The sequence below is a fragment of the Streptomyces amakusaensis genome (genome assembly GCF_039532665.1).
Lineage (GTDB): Bacteria > Actinomycetota > Actinomycetes > Streptomycetales > Streptomycetaceae > Streptomyces > Streptomyces amakusaensis.
This window is the reverse complement of record NZ_BAAASB010000009.1, coordinates 301,581-326,288: the sequence shown is the minus strand read 5'-3', so window position 1 is coordinate 326,288 and position 24,708 is coordinate 301,581. Positions and strand designations below refer to the sequence as shown.

The window sequence follows — 24,708 nt, the reverse complement described above, 5'->3', positions numbered from 1 at the left end:
GAAAAGCTCACGCCCCGGCCGAAGCCGTTGGCGCGGCGCGCACCACCGACACTAATGAATATGATTTTCATTCCGCAAGGGGTTGGGGCCCTCCAGCGGGTGATCCGGGTAACACACCGGCCATCCGCCCACCGGATCGCGCCCCACCCGCCCCGCCACGCCCAGCACTTCGGCGAGCAGTCCGGGCGTCACCACCTCCGCCGGAGGGCCGTCCGCCACCACGGAGCCCTCGCGCAGCGCCACGATCCGGTCGGCGAAGCGGGCCGCGTGGCCGAGGTCGTGCAGCACCATCACCACCGTCAGCCCGCGCTCCTCGCGCAGCCGCACCACGGTCCGCATCACTTCCAGCTGGTACCGCAGATCGAGGTAGGTGGTGGGCTCGTCCAGCAGCAACACCCGGGTGTCCTGGGCCAGCGCCAGGGCCAGGCGCACCCGCTGGCGCTCGCCGCCCGAGAGGGCGTCCACGGGCCGGTCGGCCCAGCCGCCGACCCCGACGTCCGCCATGGCGCGCACGCAGACCTCGTCGTCGCCGTCCCGGAGCATCCCGAGCGGCCCCCGGACCGCGTACCGGCCCTGCCGTACCAGCTGGCGCACCGTCATGCCCGGCACGGGGGGCGCGGACTGGTGCAGCAGCGCGACCCGGCGGGCCGCCGCCCGGCGGGAGAGGCCGGCGAGGTCGTCGCCGTCGAGCAGCACCCGGCCCGCGCCGGGGCGCAGCAGCCCCGCGCAGAGTCTGAGCAGGGTGCTCTTGCCGCAGCCGTTGAGCCCGATGAGGGCCACCAGCTCCCCGTCGGACACGGTGAGATCCACCCCGTCGAGGACCGTGCGGCCGGGGTGGCCGAAGCCGAGCCGTTCCGCCTGGATCATGTCTCCTCCTTCACGGAGCGGCGCGCCACCACCAGCAGCAGCGCCGCCCCCACACAGGTCGTCAGCGCGCCGGTGGGCACGCTCAGCCGGTCGGCCCCGAGCACCTCGGCCAGCAGCCGGGAGAGCCACTGGGACGCCGCGTCCGCGCCGCCCACCACCGATGCGCCCAGCAGCGCCGCGCCGGGCAGCGCGGTGCGCGGATCCGCGCCGAAGAGCGCGAACGCGAGGTGCGGCACGAGCAGTCCGACGAATCCCATCGCCCCGACGGCCGAGACCGCGCCCGCCGTGAGCGCCACCGCGCAGATCAGGGCGGCGGCACGGGCCCTGCCGGTGTTCAGTCCGGCCGCGGCGGCCTGGTCGTCGCCGCAGCGCAGCAGGGTGAGCGGCGCGGCGAGCGCGAGGGCGAGCAGGGACCAGCCCGCGGTCCAGGGCCAGAGCAGGTTCCAGTGCTCCCAGACCCGGCCCTCGGTGGAGCCGACCAGCCACTGCACCACGCTGCCGAGTTCGCCGGGGGCGACCAGCAGGACCATCGCGGTGAGCCCGGAGAGCACCGCCGAGACGAGCACCCCGTGGACGGCCGTGCGCACCGGGTCGGACTTCTCCCGGCCCGTCAGCAGCCAGAGCAGCCCCGCCCCGGCGAACCCGCCCGCGCAGGCGGCGACCACCACGGCGGCCGGCGACTGCCAGCCCGCCAGGCCCAGTCCGGTGGCGGTCACCGCGCCGAGGACCGCGCCGGGGGTGACCCCGGTGACCTCGGGTCCGGCCAGCGGATTGCGCAGCGCGGACTGGAGCACCAGACCGGCCAGGCCCAGGCTCGCGCCCGCGCCGAGGGCCACCAGCGACCTGGGCAGCCGCAGCCGCAGGACGACATGGCGGGCCAGCGGGTCGCCGCCGCCCGTGAGCACCTCCCACACCTGCGCCGGGCCGAGCGCCCGGCCGGCCACCAGCCCGGCGCAGCCCACCGCGAGCGCGAGCAGGGAGAACAGGATCAGCCTGCGTTTCACGGGCCCGCCTTCCCCTCGGTCCGTGCCGTGCTCGCCGCACGTGCCGTGCTTGCCGTACGCGCCGTGCTTGCCGTACGCGCCGTTCTGAGCAGGGCGACCCCGGCGGGGACGCCGAGCAGGGCGGTCCACGCGCCCACCGGCGTCTCCACCGGGGCGAGCGCGAGCCGGGCCGGCAGATCGGCGCAGGCGACGGCGAGCGCGCCCCACACCATCGACCAGGGCAGCAGCCGTACGGCCTCGGCCCCCGGCCGCAGCCGGCGCGCGAGGTGCGGGGCGATGAAGCCGACCCAGGCGACCGGCCCGCAGACCGCGACCACGGGCGCGATGAGGACGATGGAGACGGCGAGCGCCGCGAGCCGCGCGCGGCGCACCCGTACGCCCAGTGCCCGGGCGTCGTCGTCGCCGAGCCGCAGCACCGACAGGACGGGGGCGCAGAGCACCAGCGCGGGCACGGCGAGTACCAGCCAGGGCCAGAGCCCGGTCACATCGGCCCAGGTCCGGCCGGAGAGACTGCCCAGGAGATAGCGGTAGATGAGCTGGAGGTCGAGCTGATCGGCCAGCACCATCAGCACCAGCAGGGCGGACTGGAGCGCGGCCGTGACCGCCGCGCCGGTGAGCAGTACGGCGGAGGGGCTGCGTCCGAAACCGGCGGCGAGCAGGGTGAGCACGCCCCCGGCGGCGGCCCCGGCGATGGCGAGCAGCGGTTGCAGGGCGAGCGGCACCGAGACGGCGAGCACCAGCGGGGCGGCGACGCCGAGGGCCGCCCCGGAGGAGACGCCGAGCATCTCGGGGACGGCGAGCGGGTTGCGCAGGGCCTCCTGGAGCACCAGGCCCGCCGCGCCCAGACAGGCCCCGGCGACCAGCGCCAGCACCAGGCGCGGCAGGCGCAGTTCGGTGACGACGAACTCGTCCGCCAGTGCGGTGATCGGGACCACGGGCGTGCCGAGGCACAGCCCCGCGACCACCGCCGCCAGCAGCAGGGCGCACACCGTGTGCGAACGGCTCATGCGAGCTTGGCCGTGGCCTCGTCGAGGACGATGCCGAGCGAGCGGGTGCCGCGCCCCTTCGCCCAGACCTCGGCGTCGACCTCGTACACCTTCCCGTCGCGGACCGCCGGGATCCGGGACCAGAGCGGGTTCTTCGCGAGCTTCTCGGAGAGGTCGGCCTCGCCCTTCCCGCCGAAGGAGAGGGTCTCCACGAAGAGCACGTCGACCTCGCGGGCGAGGATCTCCTCCATGCTGTAGGAGCCCTCGACGCCACGGCTCTCCCAGGGGTAGTGGGAGAGCTTGGGGAAGAGTCCGGCGGCGACGTCGTTGCCGGGGGTCGCGACGCCGAAGTTCTCGTCGCTGCCGAAGATGATCAGGCTGGTGGCCTCGGACTTGGCCCGCTCGGCGCGGGCGAGTTTCTCCCGGAAGCCGCGCTCGGCGCGCTCTCCCTCGGCGGTGCGCCCGGTGAGGGCGGCGAGGTCGCGCAGATATCCCACGCTGTCCTGCCAGTCGCCCGGCTGGACGGGCCAGAAGACCGTCGCGCCCTTGAGTGCGGGCGCGAGCTTGCCGTGGGTGTCCTTGAGTCCGATGACCAGATCCGGACGGTGGGAGAGGACCGCCTCGACCTCGGGGCTGAGGAAGCCGCCGGGGACGGAGGGTATCTTTCCGGCCTTCTGAGGGCCGAGGAACTTCGGGTGGGCCAGCAGCGCGGAGTTGGTGGCGACCGGGGTGATGCCCAGCTCGGCGAGCATGTCGTCGCAGAGGGCGACCAGGCAGACGATGCGCTTCGGTGGTCGGGGGGTGGTGACGGTGACGCCGTGGGCATCGGTGATCTGCCGAGCCGCGCCAATAGGTTCGACCCTTACTTCCGTTTTCTCTGATTTGCCGTCATTGCCGTCTTTGCCGTCATCGGTGGCCCCACATCCGGCCAACAGGCCTCCCAGCACCGCGGCGGCGGCCCAGCGGCGGACGGTCATCAGCGTCCTGCGTGACATCACTTCTCTTCTCGCTCCGAACGGACGAACAGGTGAGCCACATGATAATCATTACCAATAAGATCGTCGCCCGCCCACTCCCCCGGAGTCGCCATGCCGCCCCCGAACGCCGCCGGACCCCGACTGCTCGTCGCCGACCAGGTGGCCGGATCCATCAGGGTGTTGAGCCTTCCCGACGGCCGTGAGACCGGGCGGATCGAGGGCCGTTTCCTCGCCGAGCACGCCGGCTTCCTGGCGCTCCCCGGCGGCCGTACCGCCTTCGTCGACGACCTCGCGGGCGAGCTGCTCGTCCTCGATCCGTACGGCCCCGACGGCGGCGGGCCGCTGGTGACGGCCACCGCCCCGGTGGCGACGCCCGCCGAGCATCTGGCGGCGGACCCCTCCGGGCGGCTGCTCGCGGTGACCACCGGGCTCGGCCAGAACGAGGAGGCGTGGAGCGATCTGCTGACCGTGGTGGACCTCGGCCACCCGCACCGGCCCCGGGCGGCGCGGGTGCGCACCCGCGCCGGAGAGCCCGGGGTGACCCTTCCGGGGCCCGCCGGGGCGGCGGAGGACGGCGCGCTGGTGGTCCTGCGGCACCGCGAACCCGGCTCGCTCACCGCGTACCGCCACGCCGATCTGCTCGCCGCCGCCCCCTCCGCGCCGCCCGCCGCGCCCGCGCACGAGCTGCCGTTGCCGGACCACGACGGCCACGGGGACGCCCACGACCCGTCGACCGGACTGACGTTCGCCGCCGCGGGGTCGGGGGTGCACCGGGTCCGCCGCGCGGGCTCCTCGCTCCTCGCCGAGGAGCCGCTGTCGTGGGGCGGGCCGGGGCGCGGCTACTTCCTGCGGCTCGACCCGGTGCGCCGGATGCTCTGGTCCTGCGTACGCGGCGGGCCCGCCGACCCCGGACGGTGGCCGGAATGGACCAACGACGCCTGGTGGCACCGGCTCGATCCGGCCACCGGCCCGGCCGCCGCGCGGACCGGCCGGGTGCCGCTGGGACCCGGGCTGGTCTTCCGGCTCGCGGTGACCGCGCGCCACGCCGCCTTCGCCCGCGTCCACCCCGACGGCGACGAACTCGTCCTGGTGTCCGCACCGCCCGGCGAAACCCCGCGCGTCAGCGGCAGGATCCCGCTGCCCGCGATGGACGGAGCCCCCCGCGCGGGCGGGACACCCTGGGACGGAGTGCAGCGCCGGGCGATCGCCGGCTCGCCCGGCGGCGGGCTCGTCGCCGTCACCCGGGGCGGCCATGGCGAGATCCAACTGGTCGACGCCGCAAGGGCGGAGACGGTGGCGACGCTGCGGACGCCCACACCGCTCGACGAGGGCGGCCATCTCGCTCTCGTGTTCCCCGGCGACGGGGCGGAGTTCGACCCCGTCGGCCGATGAGAGTTTGTGAAATAATTCACCCAACCCCTTGGCCCGGCACCCCCATCCATGCTGAGATTCCCTCGACTCAACAGCTCAATGGCGTGCTCGGGGAGGGCATAGTGGCGCATACCGCCATGTCTGGTTCCGGAACCACTGCAGGTGACGATCCCCTCCAGACCGCGGTATGGCGGCTGCGCTCGCGCGGCTGCTGGACCGACGCGGCGGCGCTGCTCGCGCCCCACGCGGCGGCTCCGGCCGCCGCCCTGGAGCGGGCCGGACTCCTGGTCGAGCGGTGTCTGTTCACCGGGGAGGGCTGGGCCGACGCGGAGGACGCGCTGCGCACGGCGGAGGCCGTGGCCCGGGACGACGAGGAGCGCGGCGGCGCGGCCTCCGAGCGCGGACGGCTGGCGTACGCGGCGACCAGGCTCGGGGTGCGGGACCGGGCCGACGAGGCCCGTTCGGCGCTCGGCCGGGCGGCGGCGCTGCTCGCCCCCGGCTCACCGCGGCGGCCACTGCTCGACTTCCGGCGCGGTCTGGTGGCCGAGCACATCGCCGCCTCCCCGCAGGCGGCCCTGGCCGCCTACCGCCGCGCCCACGAGGGGGCGGCGGCCCAGGACGACGCCCTGCTGCTCTCCTTCACCTGGCACCAGCAGGCCGGGATCGCGCTCCAGGAGGGCGAGTTGGCCCAGGCCCGGCACGGCTTCTCCGAGGCCCTGCGGATCCGGGTCGAGCTGGGCTATCTGATCGGCACCGCGCCGACCCTGGCCGCCCTCGCCGACTGCGAGCCCGAGCCGGAGGCGGGCCGTCTCCGCGCCGAGGCCGGCCGGCTCTTCCGGCTGCTGGGCGGGGTCCCGGTCTGGCTCGCGGCCCGGCTCTCCCTCCCCGCGCAGGCCACGCCGACGGCCCTGCCGGGACCGGCCGTCTGACCCCCGGCCGCCCACCCGGGGCCCGGCCCCTCAAGGAGCGGCCGGGCGCGGCCGAAACTCCGGACATGGCGTACGCACACCCTCGCCGCACCGCGCCCGGCGGTGCGGCCCCGGCGGACGGGACCCCGGCCCCGGCATCCGCACCGCGCGGCCCGGACCGGCGGCCGGGATCCGGGCCGGAGGAAGGCGGCGGGCCTCAGCGGTCCGCGCCGGCGAAATGAGCGCGTACCACCGAGCGCACCGCCTCGGAGTCGCCCGCGGCCAGGGCGTCGAGCAGGGCGGTGTGCTGCGCCGCGTCGGCGGTCAGATCGGCGCGGCGGGCGGCCGGGTCGGCGGGGAGGGGCCACTGGGAGCGGCGGTGCAGATCGGCGGCGACCGTCACCAGCTGGTCGTTGCCCGCGAGGGAGAGCAGCGCGCGGTGGAAGGCGCGGTCGGCCTCCGCGTACCGCGCGCGGTCGCCCGCCAGGGCGGCGGCCTCGGTCGCGCGGGCCAGCGGGCGGAGTTCGCCCCAGCGGGCGGCGGGGACCGAGGCGGCCAGCCGGAGGATGACCGGCACCTCGATCAGGGCGCGCACCTCGGCGATGTCGGCGAGTTCGCGGGGGCCCCGGGCGACGATCCTGAAGCCCCGGTTGGGGACCACCTCCACCGCCCCCTCGGCCGCCAGTTGCTGCATCGCCTCGCGCACGGGCGTCGCGGAGACGCCGAAGCGCTCCCCGAGCGCGGGGGCGGAGTAGACCTCGCCGGGGACGAGTTCGCCCTCGGCGAGGGCGGCGCGCAGGGCTTTCAGGATCTGCCCGCGCACCGAGTGCCGCTGGACGGTGTGGGCGGCGGGCCCGCGCGGCGCGGGCGGCTCGCTGTGGGTGTGCTCGCCGCGGGCGGGCCCCAGCGCCCCCGGACGGGTGGCCCCGGCAGCCGCGCCGAGGGGGGCGGACACCGGAGCGGAAGCGGGGCGTACGGAAGCGCGGGGCCGCGGTGTCGCGGCGGGCCCGGAGGGGTGCGGCGGGGGGGAAGACGCCGTCCCGCCCGGTCGGGCCTGCTCCATCTCGGATCCTCCTCCGGCCGGACGCCGGGCCGGACCGGCACGGCCGGGCCCCGAGTGCACGATAGGCGGACGGGACGGCAGTTCACACATCAGCCCGGTCGGGTAAGGTAAGCCTTACCTGCTAACGATCGCGATACGGTGGTCCCGGCATGAATTCTCCCGTCGTCCCGCCCGCCCTCGCCTCCCCCTTCGGGGACGCGTACTCCCGGCTGTCCGAGGCGTTCCCCCGGCTGACCGTGCGCGAGCTGGGTTCCGGCGAGAGCGAACCGGCGGGCGAGGGCTGGGTGCGCGCGGACGAGCTGGCGCGCGGGGGCGGCGCGCTGGAGGCCTTCCTCGACTGGGACCGGGCCCAAGTGCTGCGGGACCACGGCCGGGAGGGCCGGCCCGACGTGGTGGCCGGCTTCGGGCTGCACCGCTACGCGTGGCCCGCCTGTCTGCTGTTCACAGTGCCGTGGTTCCTGCTCCGCCGGGTGCCCCGGTTCTCCGGCGATCAGGTCTTCTTCCGGCGGACGCACGGCCGGATGACGGTCCGGCCGGCTGGGTTCGCCTGTCTGCCCGGCGATCCGGCGGCCGGCCTGCCCGGCGCCCGGGTGGTGCCGGACGAGGAGGCCCTGCGCGGCGAGGTGCGCGCCGCCGTCGCCGCGCACCTCGAACCCGTGCTGGACGGCTTCGCCTCGCGGGCCCGGCGCGGAAGGCGTTCCCTCTGGGGGATGGTGACGGACGATCTGGTCGAAGGCCTCTGGCACATCGGGAATCTGCTCGGCGAGGAGGCGCGGGCGATCGCGGAGCTGGAACTGCTGCTGCCGGGAACCGTCAAACCGTATGTGGGAATTCCCGGTTTCCGTCAGCTGACCGGGCCTCAGGGCGAACAACTGGCGACCCGGGACCGGGCGAGCTGCTGCCTGTTCTATACACTGCGGCCCGACGACACCTGTGTCACCTGCCCCCGTACCTGCGACACCACCCGGGTGACGCGACTCCTGCCGAGTGCCTGATCACTGCCCCTGAGCAGTTGTCAGACTCCGGATGTCACGCCCCCCTTCCGGGTGATATAAATCGTACGCAACTCACCTGCCGCGTACGGCAGTTCGAGTGAAACCCACCTATCCGTATGCCGTATGGCCCCATTGGCGTTCTCTTGGCACAAAACCCCCTGGGATCTCCGGGACTTCGGTCAATATGGCGGCCGAAACGCCCTACCGCGATGCAGATGCAAGGGACACCAACATGAGAGACATATCGCTAACCTGGCTGCTTCCCGGCGGCGTGATGGTCGTGGGAGTCCTGGTCGCGGTCGCAGTGCTCGCACGCGGCAAGAAGGCGGCGGCCAAAGCCCCGGCGGAAGACACCTGGGAGCGCAGCGAGGACCGCCGCAGGCGCAAGGAAGCCATATACGGCACGGCGTCCTACGTTCTGCTCTTCTGCTGTGCCGCTGTGGCCGCCGCGCTCTCCTTCCACGGTCTGGTCGGTTTCGGCCGGCAGAATCTGAACCTCTCCGGCGGCTGGGAGTACCTGGTCCCCTTCGGTCTCGACGGCGCGGCGATGTTCTGCTCGGTGCTCGCCGTGCGTGAGGCGAGCCACGGTGACGCGGCGCTCGGCTCCCGACTGCTGGTGTGGACGTTCGCCGGCGCAGCCGCCTGGTTCAACTGGGTGCACGCGCCGCGCGGTCTGGACCACGCCGGTGCCCCGCACTTCTTCGCGGGCATGTCGCTGTCGGCCGCCGTCCTCTTCGACCGGGCCCTCAAGCAGACCCGCCGGGCCGCCCTCCGTGAGCAGGGCCTGGTGCCCCGCCCGCTGCCGCAGATCCGGGTGGTGCGGTGGCTGCGAGCGCCCCGCGAGACCTTCAACGCCTGGTCGCTCATGCTGCTGGAGAATGTGCGCACCCTGGACGAGGCCGTCGAGGAGGTCCGTGAGGACCGTCAGGCGAAGAAGGCCAATCAGCTGCGCGCCCGTGACCAGGCCAAGCTGGACCGGGCCCGGATAAAGGCGCTCAACCGGCAGCACCGCGCCTGGGGCCGGGGCCGGGTCATCCGCGAGCCGGAGCTGCCCGTCCTCGCGGCCGGACAGGGTTCGGGTCCGAGCAACTCGGGAGGGTCCGCACAGGCCCTGACCGAGGGTTCGAAACCCGTAGCGGAGCCTGCCATAGAAACCGGACAGCTGCCTCCTCCTTCTCTGCCCTCTCGCCGGTCCGCCTCCTCGGCCCGCGAAAGCCGCGACAGTGACCCGATGGGTCCGATCACCGTCGACCTCACCGCCGAGGACGACACCCAGACCCTCCCGCGACTCGACTCCCTGGAGCGGAAGCTGAAGGATCTGGAGCAGCAGTTCGGCTGAGTTCCCGGCGCGTGAGCGCCCCGCCCCGGAAGCGTGGCGGACGGAGAGTCAGCTGTCGCCGGAAGGCCGGCCCGAGACCCCTCGGGCCGGCCTTTCGCGCAGCTCGAACCAGACGACCTTGCCCGCGCTCTGGGTGCGCACGCCCCAGGAGTCGGCGAGGCTCTCCACCAGCGCCAGCCCCCGGCCGTGGGTGTCGAGCGGATCGCGCCGCCGGGCCGGGTACTCGGGCACCGGCAGCCCGGCCATGAAGTCCCGCACCTCGACCCGCAGGGTGGCGGAGGCGACGGTCGCGGTGACCACCGCGCCGTGGTCGGTGTGGATCAGGGCGTTGGTGACCAGCTCGCTCGCGAGCAGCTGGGCCACATCGGCCACATCCGCCGCGTCGGATCCGTCCCACTGCCGCAGCAGATCGCGCAGCACCCGCCGCACCTCGGGCACGGAGTTGAGGTCGGCGCAGCCGAGCCGCCGGCAGCGGGGTCCGTGCTCGGGCGGCGCGCCCGGCGCCCGGGCGGCGGCGCGGCCCTCGCCCGGTTCGGGCCCGGCCGCTCTCGGGGCCGCCCGCCGCACAGTGGCTCCGCTACGCCCCGCGTACTCCTCGTGCCCCTCGCACTCGCCGTAGCTGTTGTCATATCCGCCGTGGTGGCCCCCGTGAGCTGTGTGGCCTCCGTCGCCGGCCCCTCCCTGACGCCTTGTCATCATCCCCACCCGCACGTCGGAACGGTGTCCGACTGGCTCCGTGTGTCGAACATCCTCACGGAGGTGGACTGCCCCCGCCGGGGCGGGCCCACGCCTTGCGAACGGTCAACCGGTGCCAGGAGCCGAAGCGTTTTCGTACCGACTGCTGAGCCGGGCTACGTCTGCCGCAGCAGTCGGCGCGCTGTCGGAGCGCGGTGATCCGCCTTAGGGCCTGGGCACATTGCGGAGATTGGAACGGGCCATCTGCACCATGCGGCCCACTCCGCCATTGAGCACGATCTTGCTCGCGGAGAGCGCGAATCCGGTCACCATCTCGGCGCTGATCCTGGGCGGGATGGAGAGCGCGTTCGGATCGGTGACCACGTCCACCAGGGCGGGCCCCTTGTGCCGGAAGGCGTCCTTGAGCGCGCCCGCGAGCTGTCTGGGCTTCTCGACCCGCACCCCGTGGGCGCCGGCCGCCCGCGCGAGCGCGGCGAAGTCCGGGTTGACGTTGGTCGTGCCGTACGAGGGGAGGCCCGCGACCAGCATCTCCAGTTCCACCATCCCCAGCGAGGAGTTGTTGAAGAGGACCACCTTCACCGGCAGGTCGTACTGGACGAGGGTGAGGAAGTCTCCCATCAGCATGGCGAATCCGCCGTCGCCGGACATCGAGACGACCTGGCGGCCCCGGTCGACGAGCTGGGCCCCGATCGCCTGCGGCAGCGCGTTGGCCATGGAGCCGTGGCTGAACGACCCGATGATCCGGCGGCGGCCGTTGGGCGAGAGATAGCGGGCGGCCCACACATTGCACATGCCGGTGTCAACGGTGAAGACGGCGTCCTCGTCGGCCAGTTCGTCCAGGACGGACGCGACGTACTCCGGGTGGATGGGGACGTGCTTGTCGACCTTGCGGGTGTACGCCTTGATCACGCCCTCCAGGGCGTCGGCGTGCTTCTTCAGCATCTTGTCCAGGAACTTGCGGCTCGGCTTGACCCGCACCCGGGGGGTGACACAGCGCAGGGTCTCGCGCACATCGCCCCAGACCGCGAGATCCAGCTTGGAGCGGCGGCCCAGATTCTCCGGCCGGATGTCCACCTGGACGATCTTCACATCGTCGGGGAGGAAGGCGTTGTACGGGAAGTCGGTGCCGAGGAGGATCAGCAGATCGCACTCGTGGGTGGCCTCGTACGCCGCTCCGTAGCCCAGCAGGCCGCTCATTCCGACATCGAACGGATTGTCGTACTGAATCCATTCTTTTCCCCTCAGGGCGTGGCCCACCGGGGACTTCACCCGCTCGGCGAACTCCATCACCTCGGCGTGCGCGCCCGCCGTGCCGCTGCCGCAGAAAAGGGTGATCCGCTGCGACTCGTCGATCAGCCGGACCAGTTTGTCGATCTCGGCGTCGCCGGGGCGGACCGAGGGCCGGGAGGTGACCAGGGCGTGCTCGACGGACTTCTCGGGGGCGGCCTGGGAGGCGATGTCGCCGGGGAGCGTGACGACGCTGACCCCGCTGCGGCCGATCGCGTGCTGGATCGCCGTCTGGAGCAGCCGGGGCATCTGCTGGGGGTTGGAGATCATCTCGCTGTAGTGGGAGCACTCGCGGAAGAGCTGGTCGGGATGGGTCTCCTGGAAGTAGCCGAGGCCGATCTCGCTGGAGGGGATGTGGGAGGCGAGGGCGAGCACGGGGGCCATCGAGCGGTGCGCGTCGTACAGACCGTTGATGAGGTGGAGGTTCCCGGGCCCGCAGGAGCCGGCGCAGGCCGCCAGCTCGCCGGTGATCTGGGCCTCCGCGCCGGCGGCGAAGGCCGCGGTCTCCTCGTGCCGGACCTGGATCCAGTCGATGGCGGAGTTGCGCCGGATGGCGTCGACCACGGGGTTGAGGCTGTCGCCGACGACTCCGTACATCCTCCGGACACCCGCGCGGACGAGGATGTCCACGAACTGCTCCGCCACGTTCTGCTTGGCCATGGGACGAGCACCCTCTCCGCTGTGTGACTGACGGCCCCGCAGAGTCCATCAACCCATGAGCGGCGCGGTTCCGCCTCTCGGTGGCCCCCGGTCATGTCTCCCAGACCGCTGCGGCCGTCCGGTCGTCCGCGTATCCCTTGACCCTGAGCTGGGCGTCGGCCAGGAACGCGGCGAGTCCCGGCGGCTCGCCGGGGCCCGCCCAGCGGGTGGCCAGCTCGGCGGCGAGCGCGGGCTCCGAGCGCAGGGGGTCGGCCAGCCCCGGGCCGCAGAGCAGCAGGGTGTCCCCCGGGCGGGCGACGGGAGCGCGGAAGCGGAACGGCTCGGGGCCGGTGGCCCGCCCGGGTGCTCCGGGCTCGTCCGCAGGTCCGGGCCGCGCGGGCTCGATGTCCTGCCAGACGCCTTGGCGCAGCCGGAAGAAGCCGCCGGGGCCGGCCCCGAAGAAGACCCGGGTGCGGCAGCCGGGGTCGGCGGGGAGCAGCAGACAGCGCAGCCCCGCGGTGTACGCGCCGGGGGCCATGCCGCGCTCGGCGGCTGCCGCCCGCAGCCTGCCGTAGCCGTGGTCGGTGAGCCGCCGCAGCCCGGACTCCAGGTCGCCGTGGCGGCCCGCCCTGATGTCGTCCGAGAGCCGGGCGTGGCCCCGGGCGACCGCGCCGCCGATCCTGCGGCAGAGGTCGGCGGCGGCGAGATGCCCGCCCGCCGCGGAGCGCTCCCCGGCCGCGACGGCGACCAGCACCAGGGCTGCGGGCCCGCTCCCGAACCGCGCGGTGAGGAGCGCCTCGCGCCGCGTCTCGCCCCGGTAGCGGGCCGAGTCGCCCCGTACCGAGGCGGCGCGCAGCGTGCTGGAGCCGTAGGTGGCTCCGTCGAGGACGGTGTCGGGGACGAGGTGCCCGAGGTTCTCCGCCGTGGCGGCCGGCAGCGCTTCGGGCTCGGGGCGGTAGGTCGGCGGGCCGTCCCCGACATGGCCCGGATGCCCCGCCGCCGCGGCGCGCGGGGGCGGCGGTTCGGTCGGGGGTACGGGGGCGGGCTCCGCCGGAACGACCGCCGGCTGTCCCAGGAGTCCGCTGAACAGCGGGTAGGAGACCGCCGACGGCAGCTCGGCGGACTCGTCCACGGGCTCGGGCTCGGGCTCGTTCACGGGCTCCGGCGGACGCCGGGTGAACGGCGGCGGCGGCTCGGCGGGCGGGGCGGGGTCGAGCGGGGGTTCCCAGGGCGCGCGCGGCCGGGGCCGGACGCCGTCGGGGGCCGTGGGGCCGCCCGGGTCCGGTAATCCGGCCCGGCCCGGCCCGGAGGGCGGGGCGACCGGGGTGCCGGATATCGCCAGGAGGTCCGCCGGGTCGGGCTCCCGCCGGGCCGGCGGACTCGCGCCGGGGGTCTGCGCCACCGCCTCGGAGGCGGTGGCGAAGCGGGAGTCGAGGGTGTCCCCCGGCTCGCCGCCCGGGCCCGCCGCCCCACTCCTCCGCATCCCCCGCCCGTCCGTCGCGGACGCCTCGTACAGCCGGTCCCACCAGTCGTCTTCGGCCTGCTGACTCATGCCGGTAATTGTCCACCGCGAGGGCCTCCCGGAAACGGCCGACGGCGAAACCTCCGACGGAGATCCGTCTCGTACTCCCCATGTTTCAGGGGCTGTTGGGGCCGTACGCGCGGTAGTCCGGGCGGGCTCGCCCCGGCTCCGGGGCCGAACGGCCGGACGGCGCGGCCTCCCCCGTACCCGGGCGCCCCGGTGTGCAGGGATGATGTGCGTGGTGTCAAGGGGAGGTCCGGGTGCTGGGAGCGATTGGTCTCGACGCGAGGCAGGAGTCCGCGTACCGCGCGCTGGTCGCGCTCGGAGCGGCGGAGGTCAGCGATCTCGCGCATCGGCTGGCCCTGCCGGAGACCGATACGGAACACGCGCTGCGGCGGCTGGCGCAGCAGGGGCTGGCCGCTCGGTCGTCGGCGGGCGAGGGGCGCTGGGTGGCCGCCCCGCCCGGGGTGGCGCTGGGCGCGCTGCTGGCCCGGCAGCGGGCGGATCTGGAGCGGGCCGAGCTGGCGGCGACGGCGCTCGCCGACGAGTACCGGGCCGAGGCTGCGGAGCCCGCCGTGCACGATCTGGTGGAGGTGGTGACGGGGGCGAGCGCGGTCGCCAGGCGCTCCGCCCAGCTCCGGCTGGGCGCGGCGGACGAGATCTGCGCCCTGGTCGCCGCCGCCGACGGCCGTCCCGAGCTGCGGCCCGGAGTGGCGTACCGCGTGGTCGTCGAGCGGGACGCGCTGTCGCGGGGGATGCGTGAGCTGGTCGGCGCGCTGGGTCCGGAGGGCCGGGTGCGGGTGGTGGACCGGGTGCCCAGCGGGCTGGTGGTCGCCGATCGCGCGCTGGCGATGATTCCGCTGACGGCCCCGGACAGCGGTCCGGCGGCACTGGTGGTGCACGACTGCGGGCTGCTGCACTCGCTGCTGGGTCTCTTCGAGGCGGTGTGGCGCGAGGCGCTGCCGCTGCGGCTGACGCCCGGCGGCTACGAGGAGTCGGCGGCCGGTCCCGACGCCACCGATCTGGAGATCCTGTCGCTGCTGCTCGCCGGGATGACGGACGCCCGGGTCGCCAAGCGGCTGGATCTGGGGCTGCGGACGGTCCAGCGCCGGGTGAAGGGGCTGATGGAGCTGACGGGGGTGACCACCCGGCTCCAGCTGGGCTGGCACGCCTACGCCAGGGGCTGGGTGGCGCGCGACCCGTGCGAGTGAGGGACGCCCGCGCTCCCGGCGCGATGCGGGATCCGCCGCGATCCCGCACCCTTGGCAGATGGGCGTGTGGCAGCTCGTGCTGGTCGGCCTGGTGATGGTGCTGGGCGTCGTCGGGGTGCTGGTGCCCGGTGTGCCCGGGCGGTGGCTGGTCTGGGCGGCGATGCTCTGGTGGTCGCTGCACGAGCTGTCGGCGACGGCGTGGGTGCTGCTGGTCGCCGCCACGGTCCTGTTCCTGGTGGACCAGGTGGTGGTGTGGCTGCTGCCCACCCGGCGCGCCAGGGAGGCGGGGTGCACCGGGCGCGTGGCGGTCTTCGCCGGTCTGGGGGCCGTGACCGGCTTTGTGCTGCTGCCGGTGGTGGGCGCGATTCCCGGTTTCGTCGCGGGGATCTACGCGGTCGAGCGGCTCCGGCTGGGCGGGCACGGCCAGGCGGTGGCGTCGACCCGGGCGGTGATGCGGGGGGCGGGTACGAGCCTGCTGGTGGAGCTGTTCGCGTGTCTGCTGGTGGTGGGCGCGTGGCTGGGGGCGGTCCTGGCGGGCTGAGCCCGCCGCCCGGTCAGCGCCCGGGGGCCCGGGGGCCGGTCAGGGCGCGGAGGTCGACGGTGTCGGCCAGCGCCTGGAGTCCGGCGTCGTTGAGGTGCAGATGGTCGCCCGTGTCGTAGGCGGGCAGGAGCCGCCCGGGGTGTTCCGGGTCGCGCACGGCCGCGTCGAAGTCGGCGACCGCGTCGAAGATCCCGCCGGTCCTGATGAGGTGGTTGACCGACCGCCGGGCGCTCTCGCGGGCCTCGGTGTGGCCGGGGTGCCCGGCGAACGGCGCGATGGTGCCCCCGACGACCCGGACGCCGCGTGCGTGGGCGCGCCGGACGATCTCCCGGTGGGCGGCCCGGAAGGCGGCCGGGTCGGTCTGCTCGGGAACGCCCTTGAGGTCGTTGACGCCGATCAGCACGATCACCGCGCGCACCCCGGTGCGGGAGAGGACGTCGGCGTCGAACCGGGCCCGCGCGCTGGGTCCGGTGCCGTCCAGGAGCAGCCGGTTTCCGGCGATCCCCGCGTTCAGCACCCCGAGCCGCTCCGTGGGGGGCAGTTCCGCCAGCCGGGCGGCGAGCCGGTCGGGCCAGCGGCGGTTGGCGTCGGCGGTCGAGCCGGTGCCGTCGGTGAGGGAGTCGCCGAGCGCGACGACGCTGCCCGGGGTGCGGGGGCCGAGGACGTCGACGCCGGTGAGGTAGTGCCAGGAGCCGGTGACGGCGGTGTAGTCCGTACCGCTCTCGTCCGCCGTCGCCGTGCTGCCGCCGCAGGGGGCGATGAAGCCGGTCTGGCGGGCGGTGCGGTGCTGGGTCGCCGGGCTGTCGGGGCCGCCGGGCGGGGTGTGGAGCGTGACGAGGAGATTGGCGCCGGCCGGGACCTCCAGCGGCACGGGGTCGGTGACCAGGTCCCGGCCGGCGGGGACGGTGACGGCCGTCGCGCCCCGGAACGTCGCCCGGCGCATCGAGCCGGGCACCGCCCCGGGGCTCGCGGGCCGCCCGGGGAGCTGGAGCGCGACGGTGACCGCGCCGATCCGGAGCGGCGCGGTGCCGAACCGGTTGGTGACCCTGATCCGGGCGGCCTGGCCGCCGACGCTGGTGTGCACGACATTGCGGACGGAGGAGCCGGGCAGCGCGGGCACGGCGTGGGAGGGGGCGGCTGCCCAGGTTCCGGTCCAGCCCCGGTCGTGGGCCGCGCCCGTGACTCCGGGGTTCGGCGCTCCGGAACGCGGCGCTCCGGCGGTCGTGGACAGGGTGCCCGTGGGGGTGAGGAGGGTCAGTCCCGCCGCTGCCACCAGGGTGCACAGCAGGCGTCGGGAGGTGGTCATACGGCTCCGCCTGTTCACTCGGGTTCTCGGTCCGGTCGGCCTCCGCCGACTGTACGAGTTGTACGGGCTCCCGGTGCCGGGGCGGGGGCCCGGCGTGTGAGGCTTCGCGTATGACCGAATTCACCGAGGCCGAACGGGCCTATCTGGCGACCCAGCGGCTGGGGCGGCTGGCGACCGTGGACCCCAAGGGCCAGCCGCAGGCGAACCCCGTCGGCTTCTTCCCGCAGGACGACGGGACGATCCTGATCGGCGGGCACGCGCTCGCCACCACGAAGAAGTGGCGGAATCTGCGCACCAATCCGAAGGTGGGCCTCGTCGTCGACGACATCGTCAGCGTGCGTCCGTGGAAGGTGCGGGGCGTGGACGTCAGGGGCGAGGCCGAGCTGCTGACCGGACCGCACGAGCTGGGTCCCGGCGTCGGCGACGAGCTGATCCGGATCCATCCGAAGAAGATCCACAGCTGGGGTCTGGAGGAGGAGTAGCCACGGAGGGTACGGGCGGGACCGGCCCGCCCGTACCCCCGCCGGGGGCAACCCGCCGGGGCAACCCGGGGCAACCCTCCGAGGGCCCTCTTCCCGAGGGCCCCGGAGGTCAGCGCGTCCGGCCGCGCTTGGCCTCCATCGCCGCCCGCCCCTCCGCGCCCTTCAGCCGCCACTCCCTGCGGATCTCGGCCCGGGCCCTGGCGTCGGTCTTGGCGACGATGTACCGGTTCTCCCGCAGCAGTTTGCGGTAGCTGTCCAGCCTGCGCTCCGCCAGTGAACCGTCCTCGATCGCGGCGGTCACCGCGCAGCCCGGCTCCGACTCGTGCGCGCAGTCGTGGAAACGGCACCCCTCGGCGAGCCGCTCGATCTCGGAGAAGACCTGCCCGACCCCGTTCCCCGCGTCGAACAGCCCCACCCCCCGCAGCCCCGGGGTGTCGATCAGCACCCCGCCCCCGGGCAGCGCGAGCAGATTCCGCGTCGTGGTGGTGTGCCGCCCCTTCCCGTCCACGTCCCGCGCCGCCCGGACGGCCATCAGCTCCGCCCCCGCCAGCGCGTTCGCGAGCGTGGACTTCCCCGCCCCCGAGACCCCCAGCAGCACACTCGTACCGTCGGCGACCACGGCGGCGACCTCCGCCGTCCCCTCCCCCGTCATCGAACTGACCGGCAGCACCCGCACCCCGGGCGCGGCGGTCTCCACGTCCTGTACGAGATAGGAGAGCCCGACCGGGTCCGGCACCAGATCGGCCTTGGTCAGCACGACCAGCGGCTGCGCCCCGCTCTCCCAGGCCAGCGCCAGAAACCGTTCGATCCGCCCGAGGTCCAGCTCGACCGCGAGCGAGACCGCGATGATCGCGTGGTCCACATTGGCCGCGAGGATCTGTCCCTCGGAGCGCTTGGACGAGGTGGAGCGGACGAAGGCGGTGCGGCGCGGCAACAGCGTCCGGACATAGCGCGGGTCGGCGCCGACCGGGTCGACGGCGGCCCAGTCACCGGTGCACACGACCTTCATCGGGTCGTGGGGCACCACGAACTCGGTGTCGGCCCGCACGGTCCCCCCGGGAGTGAGGACGTCGCACAGCCCCCGGTCCACCCGGGCGACCCGGCCGGGGACCAGGCCCCGGTCGGCGTACGGGGCGAACGCGCGGGCCCAGCCCTCGTCCCAGCCGTACGGGCCGAGAACGGTCTGGGCGTCGGAGGAAACAGCAGAAGAAGAAGACGTGTTCAGCGAATTGCCGGACAAGGTGGGGACCCCTTACGAAGGGTGAAGGGCGGCCCCGGCGAGCGCGCGCTCGACGCGCGGAAGAGTGTGGGTGTCAGCCGGAGACCACAGAGGTGGGAACGATGAACTCCTGAGCGCGGGCAGCGCCCGTAACCATGACCGTCATCACTGTCCTCACCTCCTGCTTCCTCGACGAACCGACAACCCCGACCGGACAGGACACACGGCCCTCCCGGCGGAACGGGATGAAGACTAGACCCGCCCCGCCGACACCCGCCACCGAATAACCGGCGGGTACGCCGTCCGCCCCGCCGATGGCGGCAGTCCCGCAGGCGAAGTGCCGAATGCCGCCGTACGGGCCCAGGGGCGGGCGCGCGGTGAACGCGCACCGTCACAGCGTGGCGATACCCAGCACCAGCGGCGCGGCCGACACCAGCGCCAGGACGGCGGGCACGGGAACGCCCTTGACGTCCTTGACGCGAAGGTGGGAGACGACCGCGCCGAGGAAGAAGAGCACCACTCCGCCGGCGGCGGCGATGCCCAGCGGCCGGTGGACGATGCCGATCAGCAGGCCCAGGGCGCCGGCGAACTTCAGCAGCGCCAGCGTGGTGTACCAGCCGCTCGGCACGCCGAGTCTGGTCAGGGTCTCCACGATGCCCTTGTCCTTGACCAGCATGCCGCGTCCGGAGAACACCAGGAGGAAGGAGAGCAGGACGGCGAGCACGATGTACGCGATGAACATGACTTCTCCGGGGAGTGATGGGCGTCAGAGGGAATCGGCGCCGGGCGGCACCCCTGCCTGGTCGAGCTTCTACGATGCGCCCATGAAGGTAAAGTACAACGTGCATTGCAATGTGTGAAGCGGTCATCGTCATCAACAGGAGGTGCCACGTTGGCCAGTGCGGACAGCGGACAGAACCGGCCGCGCAAGGGGTTCCCGGAGAAGCGGGAGGCCATTGTGCGAGCCTCCCGGAAGGTCTTCGGCAGGGTCGGCCACCAGGGCGCGAGCATCGAGATGATCGCCACCGAGGCGTGTGTGTCGACCCGCACCATCTACAACCACTTCGAGAACAAGGAACAGCTCTTCGCCACCGTGCTGATCGACAGCTCGGAGCAGGTGGCCGCCGCCCACGAGTCGATGATCGCGCGGCATCTCGGCAGCACCGCGAACACCGCCGGCCTGGAGGCCTGCCTCGTCGGCCTCGCCGAGGACTGGGTACGGCCGCTCCCCGAGTTCGCCGACCACTTCACGATGGTCGCCCGGATCAACGCCGAGGGCGAGAACTTCCCCGGCGATCTCCACGAGGCCTGGCAGAAGGCCGGGCCCCTGCGCGTGCGGCGCACTCTGGCCGCGCACCTGGCCCGGCTCGCCGACCAGGGGCTGCTGCACGTCCAGGACTCCGCACTCGCGGCGCAGCACTTCGTGGCGCTGATCACCAGCGCCCGGGGCCGGGGCCGGGCGGGCGCGGACGCGCTGTCCGACGCCGAGACCCACGCCATCGCCGCGGCCGGGGTGCACGCTTTCCTGCACGGCCATCTGCCCCGGGGCTGAACGACGGGGCGGGTGGGTCCGCACGACGGGAGTACCGGGAGTGGCCCCTTCTCGGGGCGGCCCCGGCGTGGGAAACGGCTCAGGGGTCCCAGTACGCCCCCGGGACCCCTGGGGCACACGGACACACCGGCTGACCACAACTCCCCTTCTTAACCAGCACAGTTACCCCATCTCCTCATCACCTCACGGCACATTACGCGCCATCACCACGCGATCCCCCGGGGCAACATCTCGGTAAACTGACATGCGATCGATTCGGGACCTATGGTCGACCGGACGACCGGACGCACAAGGCCGGTACCGACCGAGGGCGGCGTCCTCGCCCGGTACCCCTTGGCCGGCACATCGGCGGAGCCGGGCGGCGAAGGCTCCGGGGAAACCTCCCCGGGCGGTCGGGGCATCGACCCCACCGCTCGTGGACCACGCCGGTCACCGAGGGACAGCACCGCAGCACCGCAGCACCGCGAAGGCTTCACCGACCGGAGGGAATCCACGGATGACCGGGCGCGGGCAGCGCTGCAAGGTTCTGCGGTTCCGCACCGCCGCGCCGTACGGGCGGCCCGCGCCCGGGTGTCCGGTCCCTCCCGCGCTCCGCCTCAGAGCCGGCCGCCGCATGTCCCGCTGACCGGAACCGGCCAATTCGCGGGCGCGATCCCCGCCGCACCGGCCGCACCGCCGCACCCCTCGCGAAAGCCCTCCACAACAGCGCCACGCCCCGCACGGATGCCGCGGCGGGCCGTGGCACTGAGAAAGGTGCGTATGTTCCCCCACCACTCGGAGTCGTTCCTCGACGACCGGTTACGGGTCTACTTCGCCCGGCTCGACCGGCACTTCCAGCGCTCCGAACCACGCGAGCACGCCTACGCCTATCTCTGCACCCTCCTCTCCCGCACACCCCCGCCGGCCGCCCTCCGCAACGACGGGCGCAACCGTCTGCTCACCACGGCCCGCTGGTCCGAGTCGGACGTGCGCGACGAGGTCCGGCGCATCGCCCAGGAGCGGCTCGCCTCCTCCCCGAGCGTGCTGGTGGTGGCCGAGGAGGCGTTCGTGAAAAGGGGCGACAGCTCGGCCGGGGTGGCCCGACAGTACTGCGCCGGCTCCAGACGCATGGAGAATGTGCAGATCGGGATGTATCTGGTGCAGTCCAACACCGCCGGCGTCGCGGCCCTGGTCGACCGGGAGCTGTATCTCCCCCGCAGCTGGGTGGAGGACGGCGCCCGCCGGGCTCGCGCCGGCATCCCCGAGCGGCTCCCCGCGCACGGGCGGGCCGGCCTGGCCCTGGCGATGCTCGACCGGAGTCTCGCCGCCGGCACGAAGGCCAGTTGGGTGACGAGCTACGACCCCAAGCTGGGTGACGACGACTCCTTCCGGGCGGCGCTGGAGGAGCGGCGCATGCCCTATGTGCTTCCGGCCACGCAGGGCGCGCACTTCACCCCGCGGGCAGCCGTTCCGGACGGCTTCGAGCGCTGGCACACCAACGCCTGGGGAGGCGCCTACCACTCCTTCGGCCCCCGTGGCTCCACGACCGAGGACCTCTACTTCGTGGCCGGCCAGGCCAGCGTCGCGGGTGGCACGCTCGCCGTGGCCCGGTCCGAAGTCGGCCTGGAGCGCTATTCGGTACGCAAGTACCGAGCCTGGTACCGGCATATGACGCTGGTCATGGTCGCGCAGGTCTTTCTGCTGCTCCACGGCCCGCAGCACCCGCCCGCGGCCCTCGCGCCGCCCGCGGCGGCACCCTCTTCCCGGACGGCAAGTGCGGAACCGTCGGCCCAAGTGCGGAATTCACCGTCCCCTCTGTGGGATGGCGGCCTCCTTCCGCAGATTCGTTGACCGAGGCGATCAACCCGCCGCATGATCGATATGCGGCCGACGGCCCACCCTCTCGTGACATGTGACATGCATGGAAGACGGTGATAGTCCGAATGCGCATCCTGGTGACCGGTGGAGCGGGATTCATCGGATCTCATCTGGTCCGGCGAATACTCGACAGAACCGACCCGCTGCTTCCGGCACAAGAAGTGCTGGTGCTCGACCGACTGACCTACGCGGGAAACAAGACGAATCTGGCTCCCGTGTGGGAGGACCCGCGGCTCACCTTCGTACGGTCCGACATCTGTGACGCGCCCCGGGTCCGCAGGGCACTCGAAGGCGTCGACCTGATCGTGCACTGCGCCGCCGAATCGCACGTCGACCGCTCGATCCAGAGCTCCGACGCCTTTGTGCGCACCAATGTCCTGGGGACCCACACCCTGCTCCAGGCCGCGCTGGAGCTGGGCGTCGGACGCTTCCTCCACGTGTCCACCGACGAGGTGTACGGCTCGGTGGAGCACGGTTCGTGGACAGAGCGGGAACCGCTGCGGCCCAACTCCCCCTACGCGGCCTCCAAAGCGTCGTCCGACCTGCTCGCGCTGGCCTTCCACCGCACCCACGGACTCGATGTCCGGGTGACCCGGTGCTCCAACAACTACGGCCCCTACCAGCACCCCGAGAAAGCCATTCCGCGCTTTGTCTCCAACGTACTGAAAGGGAGACGGATTCCACTGTACGGAAACGGGGAGAACCGCCGGGACTGGCTCCATGTCGAAGACCACTGCCGTGCGCTCGCCCTCGTCGCCACCCAGGGCACGGCGGGCCGTGTCTACAACATCGGAGGCGGAACGGAATTAACCAACAACGCACTGGTGAAACATATTCTCACCGCGTTGGAGAGCGATTGGAGCATGGTCCGCAACGTGCCCGACAGAAAGGGCCACGACGCGCGCTACTCCGTCGATTTCACCCGTATCCACACCGAGCTGGGGTACGAGCCACGCACCCCCTTCGCCACCGGTCTGCCCGCCACCGTCGCCTGGTACCGGGAGAACGAGCCGTGGTGGCGGCCGCTCATCGCCGAGCCGGAGCCGGCGTGAGCCGGGCGGCCGGCGGCGCGCCGGACGGACACGGGCCGGCCGGACCCCTGGTCGTGGTGCTCGGGGCCTCGGGCGTGGTGGGCACGGCGGTCGTCGCCGCGCTCACACGGCGCCGGGTGCGGCTGCGGGCCGTCGCCCGGCGGAGGCCCATGGCCCCGGCGGGGCCGCACCGAGCGGTGGAGGTGGAGCTGCGCGCCGCCGATCTGACCGACCCCGGGGAGCTGGCCGAGGCCGTGCGGGGCGCGCACGCCGTCGTCAACCTGGTCAAACACGACGGGGGCTGGCGCGCCGCCGAGCAGGACCCCGGCAGCGAGCGGGCGAACGTCGGTGTGATGCGCGGCCTGCTGGCCGGGCTGCGGGCGGACGCCGTGTCCGGTCCCCCGCCGGCCGTCGTCTTCAGCGCCACCGTCTCCCAGCTCGGTGTCCCCGGGCCCGGACCGATGCTCGGCTCGGAGCCGGACCGTCCGGTGACCGCGTACGACCGGCAGAAACTGGCCGCCGAGCGGCTGCTGAAGGAGGCCACCGCCGAGGGCCTCGTCCGCGGTGTCAGTCTGCGCCTGCCCACCGTCTTCGGGGAGGTCCCGCACTCCCCGTCGGCCGACCAGGGCGTGGTGTCCGCCATGGCGCGCCGGGCACTCGCCGGCCAGGAGCTGACGATGTGGCACGACGGCACGGTGCTGCGCGAGCTGATCCATGTCACCGACGTCGCCGACGCGGTCACCGCGGCGCTCGACCACGCCGACGCGCTGGCGGGCGCGCACTGGCTGCTCGGCGCGGACCGCAGCGTACCCCTGGGCGAGGTGCTCGCCCTCGTCGCCCGGGCAGCCGCCGAGCACACCGGCCGGCCGCCGGTGCCCGTGGTGCGGGTGACACCGCCCGCGGACGCCCCGGAGATCGACTTCACCAGTGTGACCGTCGACTCCACGCCCTTCAGGAACGTCACCGGGTGGCGTCCCCGCGTCCCCCTGCGCACCGCGGTGAAACGGACCGTCGCCGCGCAGGCCGCCCGCTCGGCCCGGCCCGGGCCCGCCGACCCGTCCGGGCCGCCGCTCCCCCTTCCCCCTGTTCCCGCCCCCTGACCGCATCCGCAGGTCTCCCCTCGAACGGAGTTTTGATGTACGGAGCACAACTCGCCGCGCTCTACGACGCCTTGTACCAGGCACGAGGCAAGGACTACGCGGAGGAGGCCGAGTATCTGACCGACACGGTGCGCGCCCGGGTGCCCGCGGCCGCCTCGCTGCTCGACGTCGGCTGCGGCACCGGCGCCCATCTGGAGACCTTCGCGGGCCGCTTCGGCCATGTCGAGGGGCTCGAACTGAGCGAGGAGATGCTCCAGGAGGCCCGCCGCCGGCTGCCGGACACCCCGCTCCACCAGGGCGACATGCGCGACTTCACGCTCGACCGGCGCTTCGATGTCATCGCCTGTCTCTTCGGCTCGGTCGGCCACGCGGCGGACCAGGACGAGTTGCGCCGGACCTTCGCCTGCTTCGCCCGGCATCTGACGCCCGGCGGTCTCGTGGTGATCGAGCCGTGGTGGTTCGCCGAGACCTATCTCGACAACTATGTGTCGGGCGATGTGGTCACCCCCGACCACCGCACCATCGCCCGGGTCTCGCACACCCGCCGGGAAGGCCCCGGCTCGCGCATGTCCGTGCACTACCTCGTCGCCGACCAGGACACCGGCATCACCTCCTTCACCGAGGAGTACACACACCGGCTGTTCACCCGGGACGAGTACACGGCGGCGCTGCGCGCCGCGGGCCTGGAGCCGGAGTACCTGCCGGACGTCCAGAGCGGACGCGGTCTGTTCCTGGCGACGGTGAAGGAGAGCTGA

At 73.6% G+C, this 24,708-nt stretch carries 23 protein-coding genes; 12 read left to right on the top strand and 11 right to left on the bottom strand.

Features of this window, described 5'->3' with window-relative positions; all coding sequences use genetic code 11:
• Nucleotides 1–51: 51 nt before the first annotated feature.
• Genes ABD371_RS18720 through ABD371_RS18705 form a run of 4 tightly spaced genes read right to left on the bottom strand, consistent with a single transcriptional unit; the run spans nucleotide 52 to nucleotide 3,852 of the window.
• The gene (locus ABD371_RS18720) at nucleotides 52–867 is read right to left on the bottom strand and encodes an ABC transporter ATP-binding protein (protein WP_344478341.1); all 816 of its coding nucleotides are present in this window, start codon (nucleotides 865–867) and stop codon (nucleotides 52–54) included.
• On the bottom strand, nucleotides 864–1,871 hold the full coding sequence (locus tag ABD371_RS18715) for a FecCD family ABC transporter permease (RefSeq protein ID WP_344478339.1): 1,008 nt from the start codon (nucleotides 1,869–1,871) through the stop codon (nucleotides 864–866). The genes ABD371_RS18720 and ABD371_RS18715 overlap by 4 nt, the downstream gene beginning before the upstream one ends.
• On the bottom strand, nucleotides 1,868–2,878 hold the full coding sequence (locus ABD371_RS18710; protein ID WP_344478337.1) for a FecCD family ABC transporter permease: 1,011 nt from the start codon (nucleotides 2,876–2,878) through the stop codon (nucleotides 1,868–1,870). Before ABD371_RS18710 ends, ABD371_RS18715 begins: the two co-directional genes overlap by 4 nt.
• The gene (locus tag ABD371_RS18705; protein WP_344478335.1) at nucleotides 2,875–3,852 is read right to left on the bottom strand and encodes an ABC transporter substrate-binding protein; all 978 of its coding nucleotides are present in this window, start codon (nucleotides 3,850–3,852) and stop codon (nucleotides 2,875–2,877) included. Before ABD371_RS18705 ends, ABD371_RS18710 begins: the two co-directional genes overlap by 4 nt.
• Nucleotides 3,853–3,945: 93 nt before the next feature.
• On the opposite strand from ABD371_RS18705, the gene ABD371_RS18700 reads away from it, so the two are divergent.
• Nucleotides 3,946–5,226, top strand: coding sequence for a YncE family protein (locus ABD371_RS18700; RefSeq protein WP_344478333.1), 1,281 nt, complete (start codon nucleotides 3,946–3,948; stop codon nucleotides 5,224–5,226).
• 116 nt (nucleotides 5,227–5,342) lie between these two features.
• On the top strand, nucleotides 5,343–6,134 hold the full coding sequence (locus tag ABD371_RS18695; protein ID WP_344478331.1) for a hypothetical protein: 792 nt from the start codon (nucleotides 5,343–5,345) through the stop codon (nucleotides 6,132–6,134).
• A 196-nt stretch (nucleotides 6,135–6,330) separates the two neighbouring features.
• Here the strand turns inward: ABD371_RS18695 and ABD371_RS18690 are convergent, their stop codons facing one another.
• Nucleotides 6,331–7,266: a GntR family transcriptional regulator gene (locus tag ABD371_RS18690; protein WP_381733888.1), complete on the bottom strand. Its 936-nt coding sequence runs from the start codon at nucleotides 7,264–7,266 to the stop codon at nucleotides 6,331–6,333.
• Between the two features lie 59 nt (nucleotides 7,267–7,325).
• Between ABD371_RS18690 and ABD371_RS18685 the strand changes: the two genes are divergently transcribed.
• Together ABD371_RS18685 and ABD371_RS18680 are read left to right on the top strand one after the other, a co-directional pair.
• Nucleotides 7,326–8,171 carry a (2Fe-2S)-binding protein gene (locus ABD371_RS18685; protein ID WP_344478328.1) on the top strand — a complete coding sequence of 282 codons (846 nt, stop codon included), beginning with the start codon at nucleotides 7,326–7,328 and terminating at the stop codon, nucleotides 8,169–8,171.
• A gap of 232 nt (nucleotides 8,172–8,403) precedes the next feature.
• Nucleotides 8,404–9,510, top strand: coding sequence for a DUF2637 domain-containing protein (locus tag ABD371_RS18680; protein WP_344478326.1), 1,107 nt, complete (start codon nucleotides 8,404–8,406; stop codon nucleotides 9,508–9,510).
• A gap of 48 nt (nucleotides 9,511–9,558) precedes the next feature.
• Here ABD371_RS18680 and ABD371_RS18675 read toward each other — a convergent pair whose 3' ends face one another.
• The 3 genes from ABD371_RS18675 to ABD371_RS18665 form a co-directional block, all read right to left on the bottom strand.
• Nucleotides 9,559–10,077, bottom strand: a complete 519-nt coding sequence (locus ABD371_RS18675) for an ATP-binding protein (RefSeq protein WP_344478324.1) — start codon at nucleotides 10,075–10,077, stop codon at nucleotides 9,559–9,561.
• A 333-nt stretch (nucleotides 10,078–10,410) separates the two neighbouring features.
• Nucleotides 10,411–12,153 (bottom strand): pyruvate dehydrogenase, encoded by a 1,743-nt coding sequence (locus ABD371_RS18670; protein WP_344478323.1) that lies wholly within the window; start codon nucleotides 12,151–12,153, stop codon nucleotides 10,411–10,413.
• A 91-nt stretch (nucleotides 12,154–12,244) separates the two neighbouring features.
• Nucleotides 12,245–13,288, bottom strand: coding sequence for a protein phosphatase 2C domain-containing protein (locus ABD371_RS18665; RefSeq protein ID WP_344478321.1), 1,044 nt, complete (start codon nucleotides 13,286–13,288; stop codon nucleotides 12,245–12,247).
• 626 nt (nucleotides 13,289–13,914) lie between these two features.
• Here ABD371_RS18665 and ABD371_RS18660 point away from each other — a divergent pair.
• Nucleotides 13,915–14,865 carry a helix-turn-helix domain-containing protein gene (locus ABD371_RS18660; RefSeq protein WP_344478320.1) on the top strand — a complete coding sequence of 317 codons (951 nt, stop codon included), beginning with the start codon at nucleotides 13,915–13,917 and terminating at the stop codon, nucleotides 14,863–14,865.
• 58 nt (nucleotides 14,866–14,923) lie between these two features.
• A complete protein-coding gene (locus tag ABD371_RS18655) occupies nucleotides 14,924–15,406 on the top strand; it encodes a DUF456 domain-containing protein (RefSeq protein ID WP_344478318.1) in 483 nt (160 codons plus the stop codon).
• 13 nt (nucleotides 15,407–15,419) lie between these two features.
• Here the strand turns inward: ABD371_RS18655 and ABD371_RS18650 are convergent, their stop codons facing one another.
• Nucleotides 15,420–16,712, bottom strand: coding sequence for an SGNH/GDSL hydrolase family protein (locus ABD371_RS18650; protein ID WP_344478317.1), 1,293 nt, complete (start codon nucleotides 16,710–16,712; stop codon nucleotides 15,420–15,422).
• A gap of 110 nt (nucleotides 16,713–16,822) precedes the next feature.
• On the opposite strand from ABD371_RS18650, the gene ABD371_RS18645 reads away from it, so the two are divergent.
• Nucleotides 16,823–17,194, top strand: a complete 372-nt coding sequence (locus tag ABD371_RS18645; RefSeq protein WP_344478316.1) for a PPOX class F420-dependent oxidoreductase — start codon at nucleotides 16,823–16,825, stop codon at nucleotides 17,192–17,194.
• A gap of 109 nt (nucleotides 17,195–17,303) precedes the next feature.
• On the opposite strand, the gene rsgA is transcribed toward ABD371_RS18645, so the two are convergent.
• The gene (rsgA, locus tag ABD371_RS18640; protein WP_344478314.1) at nucleotides 17,304–18,434 is read right to left on the bottom strand and encodes a ribosome small subunit-dependent GTPase A; all 1,131 of its coding nucleotides are present in this window, start codon (nucleotides 18,432–18,434) and stop codon (nucleotides 17,304–17,306) included.
• 370 nt (nucleotides 18,435–18,804) lie between these two features.
• The gene (locus ABD371_RS18635; RefSeq protein WP_344478313.1) at nucleotides 18,805–19,155 is read right to left on the bottom strand and encodes a DoxX family protein; all 351 of its coding nucleotides are present in this window, start codon (nucleotides 19,153–19,155) and stop codon (nucleotides 18,805–18,807) included.
• A 150-nt stretch (nucleotides 19,156–19,305) separates the two neighbouring features.
• Here ABD371_RS18635 and ABD371_RS18630 point away from each other — a divergent pair, with 150 nt between their 5' ends.
• The 5 genes from ABD371_RS18630 (at nucleotide 19,306) to ABD371_RS18610 (ending at nucleotide 24,708) form a co-directional block, all read left to right on the top strand.
• Nucleotides 19,306–19,965, top strand: coding sequence for a TetR/AcrR family transcriptional regulator (locus tag ABD371_RS18630; RefSeq protein ID WP_344478311.1), 660 nt, complete (start codon nucleotides 19,306–19,308; stop codon nucleotides 19,963–19,965).
• Between the two features lie 759 nt (nucleotides 19,966–20,724).
• A complete protein-coding gene (locus ABD371_RS18625) occupies nucleotides 20,725–21,795 on the top strand; it encodes an IS701 family transposase (protein WP_344478310.1) in 1,071 nt (356 codons plus the stop codon).
• 92 nt (nucleotides 21,796–21,887) lie between these two features.
• On the top strand, nucleotides 21,888–22,874 hold the full coding sequence (rfbB, locus tag ABD371_RS18620; RefSeq protein WP_344478308.1) for a dTDP-glucose 4,6-dehydratase: 987 nt from the start codon (nucleotides 21,888–21,890) through the stop codon (nucleotides 22,872–22,874).
• A complete protein-coding gene (locus tag ABD371_RS18615) occupies nucleotides 22,871–23,953 on the top strand; it encodes an NAD-dependent epimerase/dehydratase (protein ID WP_344478307.1) in 1,083 nt (360 codons plus the stop codon). Before rfbB ends, ABD371_RS18615 begins: the two co-directional genes overlap by 4 nt.
• Before the next feature lie 35 nt (nucleotides 23,954–23,988).
• On the top strand, nucleotides 23,989–24,708 hold the full coding sequence (locus tag ABD371_RS18610) for a class I SAM-dependent DNA methyltransferase (protein WP_344478305.1): 720 nt from the start codon (nucleotides 23,989–23,991) through the stop codon (nucleotides 24,706–24,708).